The 15,538-nt window shown below is 37.9% G+C and carries 15 protein-coding genes; 2 read left to right on the forward strand and 13 right to left on the reverse strand.

Annotated elements, in window-relative coordinates; all coding sequences use genetic code 11:
* Positions 1–30: 30 nt before the first annotated feature.
* The 3 genes from ACFX40_RS01525 to ACFX40_RS01535 all read right to left on the reverse strand — a co-directional run bounded on the left by ACFX40_RS01525 (position 31) and on the right by ACFX40_RS01535 (position 6,235).
* Complete coding sequence (locus ACFX40_RS01525; RefSeq protein WP_377253942.1) at positions 31–4,236, reverse strand: tetratricopeptide repeat protein; 4,206 nt, start codon at positions 4,234–4,236, stop codon at positions 31–33.
* A gap of 167 nt (positions 4,237–4,403) precedes the next feature.
* Positions 4,404–5,645 carry a bacillibactin exporter BcbE gene (gene bcbE / locus ACFX40_RS01530; RefSeq protein WP_028408011.1) on the reverse strand — a complete coding sequence of 414 codons (1,242 nt, stop codon included), beginning with the start codon at positions 5,643–5,645 and terminating at the stop codon, positions 4,404–4,406.
* Positions 5,646–5,947: 302 nt separating this feature from the next.
* On the reverse strand, positions 5,948–6,235 hold the full coding sequence (locus ACFX40_RS01535) for a hypothetical protein (RefSeq protein ID WP_013056176.1): 288 nt from the start codon (positions 6,233–6,235) through the stop codon (positions 5,948–5,950).
* A 277-nt stretch (positions 6,236–6,512) separates the two neighbouring features.
* On the opposite strand from ACFX40_RS01535, the gene cspD reads away from it, so the two are divergent.
* Positions 6,513–6,716, forward strand: coding sequence for a cold-shock protein CspD (cspD, locus tag ACFX40_RS01540; protein WP_013056175.1), 204 nt, complete (start codon positions 6,513–6,515; stop codon positions 6,714–6,716).
* Between the two features lie 59 nt (positions 6,717–6,775).
* On the opposite strand, the gene ACFX40_RS01545 is transcribed toward cspD, so the two are convergent.
* Genes ACFX40_RS01545 through ACFX40_RS01555 form a run of 3 tightly spaced genes read right to left on the reverse strand, consistent with a single transcriptional unit; the run spans position 6,776 to position 7,970 of the window.
* Positions 6,776–7,048 (reverse strand): DUF2564 family protein, encoded by a 273-nt coding sequence (locus ACFX40_RS01545; protein ID WP_013056174.1) that lies wholly within the window; start codon positions 7,046–7,048, stop codon positions 6,776–6,778.
* A gap of 56 nt (positions 7,049–7,104) precedes the next feature.
* Positions 7,105–7,287, reverse strand: coding sequence for a zinc-finger domain-containing protein (locus ACFX40_RS01550; RefSeq protein WP_013056173.1), 183 nt, complete (start codon positions 7,285–7,287; stop codon positions 7,105–7,107).
* A gap of 29 nt (positions 7,288–7,316) precedes the next feature.
* Complete coding sequence (locus ACFX40_RS01555; RefSeq protein ID WP_060746039.1) at positions 7,317–7,970, reverse strand: ribonuclease H family protein; 654 nt, start codon at positions 7,968–7,970, stop codon at positions 7,317–7,319.
* A gap of 219 nt (positions 7,971–8,189) precedes the next feature.
* Between ACFX40_RS01555 and ACFX40_RS01560 the strand changes: the two genes are divergently transcribed.
* The gene (locus ACFX40_RS01560; protein WP_016763502.1) at positions 8,190–8,588 is read left to right on the forward strand and encodes a reverse transcriptase-like protein; all 399 of its coding nucleotides are present in this window, start codon (positions 8,190–8,192) and stop codon (positions 8,586–8,588) included.
* Positions 8,589–8,594: 6 nt separating this feature from the next.
* Here the strand turns inward: ACFX40_RS01560 and ACFX40_RS01565 are convergent, their stop codons facing one another.
* The 7 genes from ACFX40_RS01565 to ACFX40_RS01595 all read right to left on the reverse strand — a co-directional run bounded on the left by ACFX40_RS01565 (position 8,595) and on the right by ACFX40_RS01595 (position 15,536).
* The gene (locus tag ACFX40_RS01565; protein ID WP_028408009.1) at positions 8,595–8,870 is read right to left on the reverse strand and encodes a DUF6123 family protein; all 276 of its coding nucleotides are present in this window, start codon (positions 8,868–8,870) and stop codon (positions 8,595–8,597) included.
* 61 nt (positions 8,871–8,931) lie between these two features.
* Positions 8,932–9,393 (reverse strand): divergent PAP2 family protein, encoded by a 462-nt coding sequence (locus ACFX40_RS01570; RefSeq protein ID WP_013056169.1) that lies wholly within the window; start codon positions 9,391–9,393, stop codon positions 8,932–8,934.
* A 130-nt stretch (positions 9,394–9,523) separates the two neighbouring features.
* On the reverse strand, positions 9,524–9,838 hold the full coding sequence (locus tag ACFX40_RS01575) for a hypothetical protein (RefSeq protein ID WP_013056168.1): 315 nt from the start codon (positions 9,836–9,838) through the stop codon (positions 9,524–9,526).
* A 105-nt stretch (positions 9,839–9,943) separates the two neighbouring features.
* Positions 9,944–10,201, reverse strand: a complete 258-nt coding sequence (locus ACFX40_RS01580) for a DUF2533 family protein (protein ID WP_013082381.1) — start codon at positions 10,199–10,201, stop codon at positions 9,944–9,946.
* The gene (locus ACFX40_RS01585; protein ID WP_028408008.1) at positions 10,198–10,971 is read right to left on the reverse strand and encodes a nucleotidyltransferase domain-containing protein; all 774 of its coding nucleotides are present in this window, start codon (positions 10,969–10,971) and stop codon (positions 10,198–10,200) included. The genes ACFX40_RS01580 and ACFX40_RS01585 overlap by 4 nt, the downstream gene beginning before the upstream one ends.
* A gap of 5 nt (positions 10,972–10,976) precedes the next feature.
* Complete coding sequence (locus tag ACFX40_RS01590; RefSeq protein ID WP_098526289.1) at positions 10,977–14,594, reverse strand: dynamin family protein; 3,618 nt, start codon at positions 14,592–14,594, stop codon at positions 10,977–10,979.
* Positions 14,595–14,978: 384 nt separating this feature from the next.
* Positions 14,979–15,536 carry an isoprenylcysteine carboxyl methyltransferase family protein gene (locus ACFX40_RS01595; protein WP_098333575.1) on the reverse strand — a complete coding sequence of 186 codons (558 nt, stop codon included), beginning with the start codon at positions 15,534–15,536 and terminating at the stop codon, positions 14,979–14,981.
* Between the last annotated feature and the right edge of the window lie 2 nt (positions 15,537–15,538).

Here is a 15,538-nt window from a genome sequence, read left to right on the forward strand (position 1 = left end):
AAAAAGAAGCTGAAACCCAGCTTCTTTTTTTTACCTTCTTACCGTTAATCCTTTTAGTTCATCGTCTTCCATAGCCATTTCATAAAATTCTCCCGTTTCATCGTGCGCTAAAACATAATCCAACTCTTCCTGAGCAGAAGCAGTTTTTCCAAGAACAGCTAGATAGCATGCCAAGTTATAGCGAATAAAAAGATCTTCGTCTCCACTTTCTACTCTGGTTATCATAAGCGAAGCTGCTGCTTCCGTTTCACCTTCTAAATGATATGCGATACCTAAATCGGTATACATCCCTTCATACTCTTGACGCTGTTCAATTGCTTTTTGAAGAAGCTGAACAGTTTCATGATAACGTTCCGTTTTATTATACAGTTTTGCTAGTCCTGCATATATGTCAGGCTGATAAATCTCCTGCTGAAGTAATTCTTGAAAAGCTGCCTCCGATTTTTCTACCTCTTCAAGGCTACTCAAAATAAATGCTCGGTATATCTGCAAATCTATATGATATGGCTGCTGTTCAAGAAGTTTTTGAACTAAGTTTAGCGCTTCATGTGCAGCCTGTTCATTTTCATGGATGTTAACGAGTATATTGGCTAAATGATAGGCAACATCAAAATCCCAGCTTTGATGCAGCGATTTTTTCAGCACGGTGATGCTATCTTCAATTAATCCTTTCTCTTCGTAAAAAGCCGCAAATGCATGCACAGCCTCTTTATTATTCCGATCCGTTTTTATAGCAAGTTCATACAGTTCAATCGTTAAGCCAAGCAGCGTAACCGTTTTTGCTTTTGCTTTGAACTTTGCTAAGCTTCGTTTGAAAATAGATCCTTTCTGCTCTTCTACGATCGAATCGGCATACTCATTTAAAGCCTCGGCTGCGTTTTTAAATAACAAGCTTTTGCTTTGTTTTTCCATTTTTATCTTTTTTAAATCTGCCGTAAGCCCGGACAGTTTTTTTCCATTTGGAAAGCTAGACATGAACGTTTGAAATAGAGCGTAATCTTCCGGATCCTCACTTAGTAACTCTGTAAGAATTTTTCTAGCTTCTTCATATCTCTGCTCCATGATGAGCCATTTTGCCTGATGATGGCGAATAGCAGGATTCTGTGGATCTAGTTCAAGCGCCTTCTCTAAATACGTTTCAGCCTGTGAAATGTCTCCTTTTAGGCGATACACATGAGCCTGGCTGTCAGCGAGCCATTGGGGAAGTACAATTTCCTCTACGCTTTTTAATACCTCTAACAGCTCTTCATACTCTTTCTCTGTTTCACAAAGTGAAGCTGCGTGCTCAACGTTTACTTCCATAGGATTCAGCTGTATCCATTGAAGCAGCCAATTCCTTTCAGCCGTTCGATTTTGTTCTTCACAAGCTATTTCGGCAAGCTTCATACAAACGGCTTCAAATGTTTTATCAAGAGTTAAGCATTTTTGGAAGGCCTCTTTTGCTTCAGTGATGCGATTCATTGATTGATATATTTCACCTAACCGATAATATGGCAAACCATCTTGCTTGATACGAAGCGCTTGTTGATAAAGTTTCTCACTTTTTGTTAGCTGCTTGGCTTGTTCGTATAATATGCCTAAGTAGCACATGTACAAAATCTCATCAGGGTGCTCTTGATGTTCTGCAGTTAAAAACTTAATTCCACGAGTCAGTAAAGCCGTGTCTTCTAAATAACTCGTATATGCTTCTAACACTTCAGCTAGCGCTGTTTGAGCAAAATGAATTCCTTCTTCATAAAGAGCAAATCCAAACTCTATCGTTTGGTCGTCTAGATTCTTCTCTTTTGCTGCATCCAAAAGCATGCTGCCTGCATCCAACAGGACGTCGCTGTTCGATGAAAACTTCTGCGCAATAAGCGTGAGCGTATCAACGGCCGTTAAATGTTCACCTGTTTCTAGATACGCATAAGATAAGCCCAAATACATAAGGGCATCTTCTTCTATTTTTAAGCCTTCTTTATACAGAGCAATAGCTTCTTCGTACCTTTGATTCGCGACGTATAAATCGCCTAGTCTTCCTCGAATTGTCATGTCGCTTGGGAGATGCTTCATGCCTTCTTTGAGATAGCTTTCAGCTTCGTCTGTTTTTTCTAGTTGATATTGTAGCAAATCAGCTATCGAAAGATATGGATAAGGAACAGTCGGCAAAAGCTTTTTAGCTACTTGAAATCCCCGGTAAGCTTTACGAAACTTTTTTAAATGTTCATCACAACGGGCTCTTTCAAACCAGCTGTGCGCATCTTTTGGGTTTTCTTTTAATAACGCGTCGAAAAGATTTCTGGCTTCTGCATATCTTTCTTTCTCCATTAAAATAAGTCCGTGATTGATTTGTGTATAAGATTCATCGCCATACATATTTAAGGAAATGGTCGAGCATTCAAAAGCTTTTTCGAGGTTTCCTTTGTACATATATGCAAGTGCTAAATAGCTCCAGTTCAAATGCTGCTCTACGTCTAATTGCAGGGAGCTCCGCAGTGCTTCAACAGCCTCATCATATCTCTCTTCATCGAGCGCAATTCTTCCTTTAAGATAGTGATAAAAAGAGCTATGCTTTTTGTTATCTATGTGGTGTAACAAGGAAGATGCTCCCTTACTGTCGTCAAGTTTAAAAAAGGCATATGCAGCGTGAAGCTTAAGATAATCATGATTGCTATACTTCTCTAACACATGGTTAATACACGTACGAATATAAGCTTCATGCTCTTTTCTATACAAATGCTTCATACTGTAAATAGCGGCAAATGGAACATGCTCATTTGCTTTTAGTAAAGAAACGAGATCATTAATGTGTGCCTCTTCATCCGCTTCAACTAGTTCGATTAAGTCATACAGCTGACGAATAAACACATCTTGCTCTTTAGAAAGTGAAGCGAGATCCGCTGCCGCTTTAGAAGCAACAATTGATAAAAAACCCGAATTAGCGTAATGCTGATCAAAATTTTTATATTCTACATACGTTGGACTTAGAAAATTAGCATCTTGTACATGAAAAAGTTCAAGTTCATCATCATAGCCAAATACAACTTGAACATGGGAAGCTTGTTCAAATTCCAGACTGACCAAAATAGGCAGCCCTTTGTCTAATAGTTCTTTAAACTGTTCAACTGTGCCTGTAAAAAACATCGCTGCAAAGCCAAGAGATTCAAAGTAGCTCACCGCAGTTGATAATTTGGAGCCTAACCCTCCGTAAATACGCGTCCCAATCTCATCCTGTGTTTTTTCGGTATGTAAAAGCCTTAACATCATACTCATACTAGCTGGCACGCAATAATTATCTTTTTGAACAATCGGTACAATAGGAAGCTTGATTGTACTGCATTTATCGTCTGTATTCTTTCCAATTAATTTTTGATAAGGTGAATCTTTTAAACATCGCTTAGTCGACAGCAGATGCGTAAGCTGAGATTGCTGCTTCTGTTCAAAATAAATGTCGGCGCGCAGCAGCGTAAAAAAATCTTGATAATCGTGATAGGGTAACTTTGAATCGATAAATTCAATCGTTTCAAGCAAAAGAGAATACTCTTTTAAATCTTTTAATCGCATCACTTTATCCATATATAAAGACGGAAGCTGTGGGTAGCGGACAATAGCCTCGTTAATTTTTTCAAGCGATTGTTTATGCTTCCCTTCATAGGCATATAGATCTGCGAGCATTGCATAGCAAAAATCTCCATTCTCCTTATATGTCGTTCCTTCTTTTAAGCAGGCTTCAGCTTTCATTCTGTCGTTGAGCTGCAAATAAAAATAGCCCCATCTGTCAGCCATACCCTTTTGATTATGGGACGTTACTTGTTTCATCCACTCAGAAGCTTCATCCACTTGTTTCATTTCTAAAAGAATTCTTACCTTTAAAAAATAGATTTTCTCAAGCTGTTCCTCTTTAACTGATTCCGTATCCAGCTGAGAAATTAATAAAGAAAGTCTATCATCAGCGTCGAGTATCTTGCCTTCTCGCAGGAGATCATCACAATAAAGAGTTACCATTCGAATCGAGCTAAATCGACGATATCCATATGTCGTTAACATTCGACTTAAACGATTTAATAAAGCTTCATCACAAAAGCGGATAAGCTCGTACAGCTCTTCTTCCGTTTGTAAGTTTGCTAACCATTCTTTCACAATACCCGTAAGGCTCTTTGGTTGAAGGCTTTGTACTTCTTCTGTTATATACGCTACAAGATCAAATATTTGATAATGATCCACCATGCTTTTTAATTTCTGATAATTTATACTCAATTCAAAACCACCTTATTCAATAAAATAAGAACTATTGCATCTGCTGTCTATAAATTGAAGTATAAGAAATTTCAAGGATTTTTTCTAGACACAATATAAATTTAAGCATATTGACGGGTCTTTAAATAGCAAAGAGCTGTCTTTTATCATAAGACAGCTCTATAAAATCACACTTCAGCTTTCTTCAGTTTTACGCCGCCTTCAGGTTTTGGTTTGATCGCTTTTAAAACTAAAATGGCACCTACTGCACTAACCCCTAGAGACGTTTGGAACACAGCCATGTCCGACCACTTCATAAGCAATGTATAAAGAGGAGGTCCAGCTGCTACTCCGACAAAGCGCATCGAACTGTAAAGAGACGTAATGGTTCCTCTCTCTTCCTTTTCAATTCCTTCTGTAATAAGCGCATCAAGACTGGGAAGAGCTGCTCCAATTCCAATTCCACCAAGCACTAAAGTGAGTAAAATACTAAAAAGAGACGTATTAAAAAATAAAATGATGAAAGAACATGTTAACAATAAAAAGCCAAAAAAAGCAGACCACTTCATAACGATTTTATTGTTGCCAACTTTTTTCCCCGCCACAAAAGAAGAAATAGATAAAGCGAGCAAGGGAATAGCCATTACTAAACCTTTTTTCGTATTCACAATATGATAACGCTCCTCTAGTATCGTCGATAGGTAAAATAAAACCCCGAATAATACAAGCATAATAATGGCGCCTAAAATAAAAATAGCCATAAGCCATCCCATATTTTCTTTGAGCGTCTTCTTCAAATCCTTTAAAAACTGCGTAATACTTTTCTTTTTTTGTTCCGATTCAGAAGAACTGTCATTTTTCGGAACTTTTACTAAAAAGATAACTAAAAGAATCGAAATAAGGCAAAGAATAGGAATGAACCAAAAAGGAAGAAACCAAATCATAGCCGCTAAAAAAGCTCCCAGTATTGGGCTTAGTACTTTCCCAAACGTATTAGCTGTTTCAATTAAACCTAGTCCTTTTGTAATTTCTTGCTCGTCTTTGAACATATCTCCTACACAAGGCATCACAACAGGCATAGCTCCTGCTGAACCTATTCCTTGAATCGCGCGGCCAATTAAAATAACCCAGAATGGATTGGCCATTTGCCATGAAGCCCAGCCTGTTAAAGCCCCTCCTACTGCAGCAAGCAGCAAACTAGGAATAATAATTTTCTTGCGGCCAAATCGATCTGATAAATAACCAGCAATCGGGATTAAAAAAATAGCGAAAATTGAGTAGACCGTGATAATCATGGATACCTGCAGCGAGCTTATCTGTAGACGTTTTTCAATCACCGGCAACACCGGAATTAACATTGAATTTCCGAGGGTCATGATAAGTGGCACAGAAGCAAGAGCAAGTAAATCCAATTTTTTTCTACTTTCCATAGCGTCCTCCAAACCTTACTTCTAATTAACGTCACAATCACACGTTTTTCAATTTAAGCTTTATAAAACCTCTCGTGTTCATTGATTTTAAAGCTTAACTATCTCATTACATAAGATGATGTATATCTATATTTTTTAGCTAAAAAGGTGATTGCTATTCATGGTTTCACTGTTCTTCTTCAATTTATTGAACTTTGTTATTTATCCCTGTTAATACTTGTAAAATCACATATTTTTAATCCTATATATGAAGAAGCGTACGAGTATCTCCGTACGCTTCTTCATATATAGGTGTCATCTTGTTACACTACTTCACCTCGATGACCATCTCCATCATACATAAACTGTTTATCAATGATATGTTCGATATATATGGTTGTCAAATCACTTTTTTTCACTTGAGCTACAATTAATCCTAACGGATCGCCAATGGTGAAGCTTGTTCCATTTTGAAACATTAGCAGCTGCTCATTTAAATGCAATACGCGCTTATAAATTTGCTCTTTCTCTAGGTTGCTGCGGCTCTTTGCTGCTTCGAGCGTTGAAAATAACAAAATGATTTCTTTTCCATTTACTTGTGTACGATACATACACGACCCACTCCTTATCACCGCGTTAAAATTATGCTGACTATACTTTTATTATAAACTAAATTTTCAGTTATTTTTCATCTCATAAGAAATTTTTTTAGTTATAATTGTACTACGTCCAGGTTACATAAAAATTTAATTTTCAGAAAAGTTAAATTTTAATATTGAAATTTTATTTCTTCTTATTATATAATATAAACAATCATTTACCTCTATTGGAAATGATAATTCGAGTTTCAGCAGCATGAGGCTGCACAGTACTAGGGGGATTCAAGTTATGCAAAATGGTAAAGTAAAATGGTTCAACAATGAAAAAGGCTATGGCTTTATTGAAGTTGAAGGCGGCAGCGACGTATTTGTACATTTTTCTGCCATCCAAAGCGAAGGTTATAAATCCTTGGAAGAAGGACAAGAGGTATCTTTTGAAATTGTAGAAGGCAATAGAGGCCCGCAAGCCGCTAATGTCACTAAGCTATCATAAATAGATCTTTTTATTTTATAGTAAAAGAGACTCTTTTCCGAGTCTCTTTTTTGTTATACCTAGCGTTTGGCCTCAGTAAGCTGCTGTTCACATGTTTGAATAGACTGCATGCACTGCTGAAGAAATTGCTCGTCTACTCCTGTGCCATGAGCTTTGGCAGATTGAAGCTGTGCTTTTGCATCATTAAGCGCATTCGTTGCCTCTTCAAGCTGCTGAGGACTCATACTCATCGTAGCTGTCCCAATCATCTTTTGAGCAGATTGAATAGACACTTCTACTTGCTTTAAATCATTATATCCCGTTGTTACTTCTTCATTTGAAAACTTATCCATTGAAAGAACACCTCCATATGGATAGAATGAAGCTGCTGCCGGCAAATTATACACGCTTACTTTTTAGTCAGCAAATCTCCATACTGCTTAATTTTTTCTCCTACGGTACACTCTTTAATACAAAACGTCTGAGCGTATGTTTTGCCCTTTTCTTTATTAAACGTTTTTTTTACAAAACAATCACTACAGTAGTAATCCAATAACTCCGTTACTTCTTCTAATAATTGTTTACGTTCCACTCTCGTTCATCTCCATTTCGTTCTGTGTGTTACACTTGCTTCCTGCTAGCAATTGGTATCCCTTGAAGAGCTTGAGTAGCAAGCTGGTCGGCCTCTTCATTTTCTTTCCTTGAAATAGGCTCATATACGGGTCGGATACCAAGTTCCTGCATTTTATCTTCTATTCGATCTAAGTACCGATTAAACTCTTCTTCGAAACAGGGCCACTCCCCAGCCAGCTGATTTAATACAACCTGAGAGTCACCTCTAAACGTTACCGGTATATGATGAACACCAAGTTCCTCAAGCTCTTGTATCAAATAATAAAAAGCAGCATACTCTGCCTCATTATTTGATTCAATCTCTTGCAACCTTGAGTTGCGTCGTATTCGGTAAGAGCTGTTGTTCTGTTTAAAATAAATCACAACCCCAAGCCCCGCTAAGAGCGTATCATGCTCATAGCCTCCGTCAAAATATGCCACAATATCGTGAGGCTCTGTCTGTACTTCCTGTAAGAGCTTTTTCGCTTCTTTTACAGTCCATTTTTGCTGTTGCTCATCAAGTAGAAAAATTTCCTTCGTTCGACCTGTTTTTTCTAAATCACCCACAATCATTAGCGCCTCATTCGCATCTGTGAAATCGGATGTGAAAATTAACTGTTTATGTTTCGAGGATTTATAATGCCATTCAATTTGGAAATTCATAACGAGCATTCCTTTCATCAGCAATTTTGAATTCAACACTTTTTCTGCTTTTTTGTATTTTATCTTCTATTATGTCTTTTCATGACAGTTTTCTTACCTAATAAGCGGATTTTAGCGTTTATACGTGCTAATATAAAATAGCTGAAGTACTTATGATACAATACTATTGATGAAAAAACATGGTTTAAGCTTATATTGTTTTAACAAGGAGGCTGTATGATGATTGAAGTTTATATAGACGGAGCCACTGCTGGTAACCCTGGTCCTTCTGGAGCTGGTATTTTAATTAAAGGAAATGGTGAACATCATCGTTACGCTATTGCTCTTGGGACAATGACGAATCATGAAGCAGAGTACCATGCACTTCTTCATGCATTAAAAATTTGTTTAGAAAAAAAGTATACGAGCGTATCTTTTCGAACGGACTCTCAGCTAGTAGACCGCGCAATGAACCAAGAATACGTTAAAAATAAAGCGTTTGCTCCTTTACTGGAAGAAGCCCTCAAATTGTCCAGTCAATTTGAGTTATTTTTTATAAAGTGGATCCCTAGCTCTCAAAACGCAGGTGCTGATCAGCTGGCAAGACAAGCCATTAATCAAAAAGAAGCAGGAATGTAATCCTGCTTAAATCATACCTGATGACTTTAAATATTGAATGGCTTGTTTTTGATTGCTAATACGATGTGATGTCAAATTCTCGAGGAGCGATACAAAAAAACTGCCGTCAAATTCTTTTTGTACTTTTAGTGTCCATTCAATTGTAAATATGACCATCTCGTCAGCTGCACGCGTATACTGCTGACCAAATGAAATAAATCCACGTGCATCTTCTGCTAAATGAAAGCCTTTTTCTTCAAGATAAAGAAGATACTCTTCAACGGTTTGAGCTGTTTTTGTCACTTTTTCGTCCCATCCTTTTGCAAAGGTTCTTCTTTATCTTAGCTTACTTTTGGCTGTTTGACTATGATTTCCCTTCTAAAAAATAGCCAATCGCTCCAAGTGCTACTCCTAAAATGGCTCCGCCAATCACTTCTTCGGGCTGATGCCCAAGCATTTCTTTCAAGCGCTGTTCCGTCAAATCGTGAAAGCCTCCGTCTGGAAGACCCGCAAGCTTTTCAATTTCTTCATCTAACGTATTCACTTTAATAGTAATTTCGCCAGTCTGCCTTCGAATTCCTTGTGCATCGTACATCACAATAATTCCAAAAACAGATGCTAACGCAAAATCAATCGTAGAAACACCTCTTTTTAACGCTACATAGGTCGCTAAAGAAGATACGCCGGCTGAATGAGAGCTTGGCATTCCACCCGACGCAGCAATCATCCGCATATCCCATTTTCCTGTTTGATACTTTTTAATGGGGATTTTTAAGGCTTGGGCTAAACCGATTGATGAAAGAGCAATGACAATTCCTTTATTCATATTGCTTCACCTCATCTATAGTTTGCGATGGATTGACATCTCGTACCCAAGCAAATATTGCCCAACAAAAAACGCCGGGCTAATCTGCTGACAGAGCAGACTAATCCCGGCGCTTTTGGAAACAGTTCTGTTATTTTTTACGCTTTTTTTGTGCAGCATTATTCATTTTGGCAGATTCAACTTCAGCATAAGAGCCGAATTCTTGGCCATATTGATTATTTGCACTTTTATTAGCTTCTAACTTCTTGTTAACAGAATTGTTTTGGTTTTGTTGCACGTTGAACTCAGAAGCAAACTCCCCAGCATAAGTGTCATTTGCACTTTTTGCACGCTTTGCTTTTTGAGCCTGATTTGCTTTAAACTCAGAAGAGAACTCTTGGTTATAATTATGCTTTGCATTGTTATTCGCTTGCGCATTTTTATTACCTAATTTTTGACGACCCATCGCTATCTCCTCCTATTTGTACCTCGTTGGTACACTATTAGTATGGATCAAGCGGTACGTCATATCCTGTTCAAATTAAGGTAAAAACACCAGAGCTTAGCACGTTTATATTCTTGCTACGTACTCTTTAACCATTTCTTCTGTCACTACTTTACGGCCTGGAATGATGGTATATTTTTGAGACAGTTCATTAATTTCTGCTGTTACAGCATTAATACCATCTACAGAAAAGGGTTTCCCTTCTTTACACAAAAGCACAGCTGCTTCAATAGCTTGCTCGCGTCGAGCTTCTAAGCTGGCAAAAGCACGTACTAATTCGTGTTGTTTTTTAGAATGGGCTGAAATTTCTTTATGTACACTCATGTTCGTTCCTCCATTATATTATGCTGAGTTAGTAAAAATAAGTTAATGTCCTCATAACTGATTTGCTTTTCCGGTAATTCTTTTAAGCTTTTTTCTATCGCTGCAGCTTCTTTCTTAATGCTGTCTAAAAAGTTTTTCATCTTTTCATTAAAAGCAACTTTCCGGCTTATCTTGCACTGTACAAATTGCTCAATGATGGATTGCTGCCTATCGTCGAGATTTGCCTGCTTACATAAATCGGCAAATAAAATAACAGGGAAACTGCGCTGCTTTACTACTACTTTCAGTGATAAAAATGCACGAATCAGTTGAAGCATCACTTTTATATCCTCTATTGTAACAGAAGATGTCAGATTTCTTTTACTATTTATCGTTAAAATTTTAAAATAATGATATCCCAATGCTTTTAAGGAATATGATTGAGCCATCATTTGCCGCAGTGGCTCAGCAAACGATGGCTTCTGATAATAAACAAGAGGCGACCATAGCCACTCATAAAGCGAAGGGTTTGATTTTGCAAACAAATAAATGGTTTTGTACAAATCCCACCCTTGCATATCATAATTGCCTTCTGCTACATTAATGACCTCCTGAGGTCTATTGAGATGAAGATAGCGTGACGCTTTATATTTGTATATAAAGCGAACGTCAAAATCACTCGTTGACGTGTCGAGTCCGTAAGCACGGCTGCCTGATTCACATGCAAACAAAATTTCCACATTATATTCTTTTTCAATTTCCTGTAAACGTTGATTTATGTGTGTAGACATAAAAATTAATGACCCTTTCTTTCCTCCAATACATGTTCTAACACCGTCATTGTACTTACCAATTCTTGAATTGGAAATTCTTCAGACACGGCTGCTTGCAGCTGTTTGTAATAATCATACCATTCTTCAGACACAGACTGTTTATGCGCTAAAACGTACTGATTCACTAAATGGGTATAGTGTGAATGAAGAGCGGCTTCTTCTTTCGCAATGTAGTGATTAACCTCTGGCTTAATACGTTCTAGTAAAGCAGCGTGAAGCTTTGCTTTCTCATTTTTTTCAAAAAAGCTTTTATTGTTTTTATACAGTGAAAGCTCTTTTTGATACGATTCATTCTCATCAAATTGATGACTTGTCACAACTTCACTGCCATTTGGAGGCTCTAACGAGTTCAACGTTGGAGTAAACGTCGGTTCATAGCGCTGGAGCTTTGTAATGATCATTCGATGCCAGTCTTCGATTAATTTTACGATGTATTTTTCGATTCGCAAAGTGGTCGCACGCACTTCTTGCGTTGCGTCAAAGGAAATAGACGTTAATAACTCCTGCAAACACAGGCGCAGCTGCTTTTGCTTTTCACCTCGATCATCCCTTAAGTTTGCCGGACTGAAGGCTTCTTTAAAGAAGTCATCGTACCTCACAAACAGACGTTTTTTCACATAAAATAAAAGTTCTTCTAATTCTCGGTCAAACTGCTGTTGTTCATATTCAAAATGAATTTCATGCAGTTTTGCTGCTACCTGCTCATTCTTTATGTGAAGAGATTGAATGTATCGCTTTTTATCCACTTCTGATTTTGTTTGCACCTGTTTCATTTCATTGGCAACTGCTAAAATTTGTTCGAAATCTGCATAAACACTTTGGATAGCAAGCTCTGGTAATTCATAATTTATGAAGCGGTAAAACGCATTTTTGAATGGCAGAAACATTTTATCCTCGTGGTTTTGCAAAGCCTGTAAGCTTGATACCGGGTATAAGCGCGGAAAGCGTATACCATACTGTTCAAGCTGCTCTTTTACGTACGTCTGAACTAACTGCAGCTCTGTATCCGAGCTGGCTAGGTCCGCTGCATTTACTAAGAAAAACATTTTATCAAGCGCAAATACATCTTTTACACGGCCAAGCTGAATAAGAAATTCGCGGTCAGCTTTTGAAAACGCATGATTATAATACGTTACAAATAAAATGGCATCTGCATTTTTGATATACTCAAACGCTACTCCCGTGTGCCTCGCATTGATTGAATCCGCTCCGGGTGTATCAACGAGCGTAATGCCTAAGCGAGTAAATTCACAGTCATAATACAGGTTAATAAATTGAACAAAGCACGCTTTTTCTTCTTTGGCTACATAATCATGAAATCCTTCCGTATCCACTACTACTTCTGAACCGATATGCTGCTTGACTTCGCCGTAGCCTTTTTCTACTGCCTGTAAAAACGACAAATGCAGCTGCAGCTCTTCTGTTGCCTGCAGGGTTGGAATAATTGTTAGCGCTTCGTCAATTGATTCTACTTCATGATGAAACAGCTTAAGTGCACCATTTAAATCTTGGATCATCTGCTCGTTTGTTTTCATTTGCACAACAGCTGTTTTATGCGGCCGTTTTTCTGTTGGAGGCATAATTTTATTGATGGTTGCTGTTGTTGGGTTCGGAGATACAGGAAGTAATCTTTCTCCAATCAACGCATTAGCAAAAGATGACTTACCGGCACTGAACGCCCCGAATAAAGCTACGGTAAACGTTTGATTTGATAGCTTTTTACGCTTTTCTTGAAGCCTGTTAATAAAGCGGTCTAACTTTCCAAATGAACGGAGCTGTTCGAGAACAGCTGATACATCTTGAAGAACCTTTTCTGTTCCTGTTTCATGCGCAGCTTCCTCAGGCTCTGAAACTAACTGCTGCTCACTCACGGCTTCATGCTTTTCTTCAGCTTTCATGATGCCCGTTTCATATTCTTCTTGTAACATATATGACAACTCGTTCGCATCTTCTGCCGTTAGGTCGTCATCAGTTTGCTGTAAAGATTGAAGCAAAGCTTTTGTACGTGCCAATTTTGCTTTCATTTCCTGAAGAGATGTATACGCTTCTTCAAATGCTTCACATTCCTGCAAGTGCTGATAAATTTTTTCACGCTTTACTTCATCTTGCTCGATTTTGCTTTGTTCAATTTGCGCATAAAGCTCATATAATAATCGCGTCGCTTTTTTCTTAATATGATCGGCTACATCTTTTGCGTACGTTAAAACATAATCACCATTAATTGTAGCTCCTGCCTTTACCGTTTCAATTAAATCATGCGGCTCTAACGGAATTTCAAACTGCTGAACCTGGCGTATAAGATCCGGGTCGGTAAGATTTTGATTTTTCACCAGCTCTTGCACATATTGCTGCAAGTGCCACTGCAGCTGAGAAGCTGCACGTTCTTTCATATCATCAAAAAATAACGTCAGCCGCTCTTTTTTTACTTCCTCGGTCTTTTTCTTAGCAAATAAAAGACCCACTTTAAAATCAGGCTTTGTCGTTTCTAAAAACAGCCTAGCTTTTTCTCTCATTTCATATGGTGTTAAATTGGCGTTGCTTAGTATCTTACCTGTTTCTTGTTGGTACGTTTCTGCTAGCTGCTTTTCAGCCCACCTCATTTCCGCTTCTTTTTCGAGAAGCTGCTCTTTTTGCTGCTTATTGATTTCATGGTTCTCAAGCGTCAGCTTATGGCGCAGATCGTCATGAATCGTTAACTTTTCTTCTTCTTGGTCTTCAATAAAGGCAAGGTGATCGTCAATTACCATTTGCATCGCATGTTGAATATGCTGATGTCGGTTTTCTTTTTCCGTCATCATAGCAAGTAATAGAGATTTTACGTACGAAAGGTCGTTATGACGGTTGGTTGGCTCTTTTAACGACGTATAGAAGATTCCTTCTGGTCTCACATTCCACTTTAAAAATGACGTTTCTACAGATTCTTTAAATGCTTGAAATGTTAGCTGATCTTCTTGGTGTTTATCGATTTGATTTACAATTAAATAAAGCGTTTTATTAGCTTCTTGCAGCTGTTTTGCAAATTGAAGATTTAATTCTGCCTGCACATGATTATAATCCATCACGTAGAAAATAACGTCCGCTAAGTGAAGAGCTGACTCGGTCGATACACGATGCGCATCATCTGTTGAATCAATTCCCGGTGTGTCCATCACCACAACATTTTTAGGAATAGCATCTGTATCTATCGATAAATGAATGGACTCTACTTCATCTCCATCGACAGCAAACTGCTTAATTTGCTCATACTCATAAGGCGCTTCATAACGCACCGGCGGCTGTTTGCGGTAATAAACGGTTGCATGCTCATCCCCAGCTTTTACTGATACTAAGTTTGCGCTTGTTGGAATAGGACTTGCAGGCAAAATTGCTTGCCCCATTAATTCGTTAATCATGCTCGATTTTCCAGCCGAAAAATGTCCGCAAAATGCTACAACAAATTCACCGTTCACCCACTTTTTTAACAGCTGTATTGCTTTTGCTGCCTGCTGTTCATCTCCAGCTGCTTGAAATTGCTTATGTAAATGAAAAAGAGATGCTTCCAATCGGAGATTTTCTTGATGTTTCACACTCACTTTACCCATTATTACTCTACCCCTTTTGCCTCATTCAAGACTGTATTTAAATGTTCTCTATCCAGCTTCATTTCTGCTTATTCTTTCTCTATTTTACTTGATTCGCATGCGTTTTCCCATAAAAAACTGAATTTTTAGTTACAAAAACAATAAAAAAAGCTGTCAATAATTTGACAGCTTTGTATCGTATTTTTTATTCATCGCATGTATGTTACGCCTTTTGGGCTTTTTCAATATTTTTCATTACATACGTTGTGACGCCAACATATGTAGCAAGAGCTCCGATCACAAAAAGACTAACCATTACGTCCACCACCGTTTCTACTTGATGAAATTGATAATCTTTATCATTTGTTTCATCTTATCATGAAAGATAATCATTTTCAATTAGTTTTAAGATTTTTTTACAGGAAAGAAACGTCCCCTGTTTTGCATCACTTCGCCGTAATTTGTTTCATTCGTTAACGCTTGCTCTTCTAAGGGAATTCTAACAGCTAATATACACAAATTGAAAACAGAAAAAATAGCTAACGTCCAGTATGCCTGAAACATAAGCGGAACTAACACCAATTCTGCCGCTACTACCATATAGTTAGGGTGCTTCATAAAACGATAAGGACCTCTTAGCACAACCTTCGCATTAGGCAAAACGATAATCTTTGTATTCCAATACTTTCCTAACGAAGAAATAGCCCATATTCTTGCAAGTTGCACAAGCACAAAAAAGCTAAACAACAAAAAAGAAAAGTGATACATTCCATCGTTTAATACATACACTTCCGTAAAAAGAGCAGCAAAAAAAGCGGCATGCATGCTTACCATCCATTTGTAGTGACTTTGACCAGCTTCGTATGCTCCCTGCTTCTTCATCCAAGCTTCATTTCTTTTGGCAATAACCAATTCACATAGACGCTGTAAGATAATAAATACAAAAAAGCTATAAAAAAACAATC

Source organism: Priestia sp. YIM B13552 (genome assembly GCF_042787775.1).
GTDB classification, from domain to species: domain Bacteria; phylum Bacillota; class Bacilli; order Bacillales; family Bacillaceae_H; genus Priestia; species Priestia megaterium_E.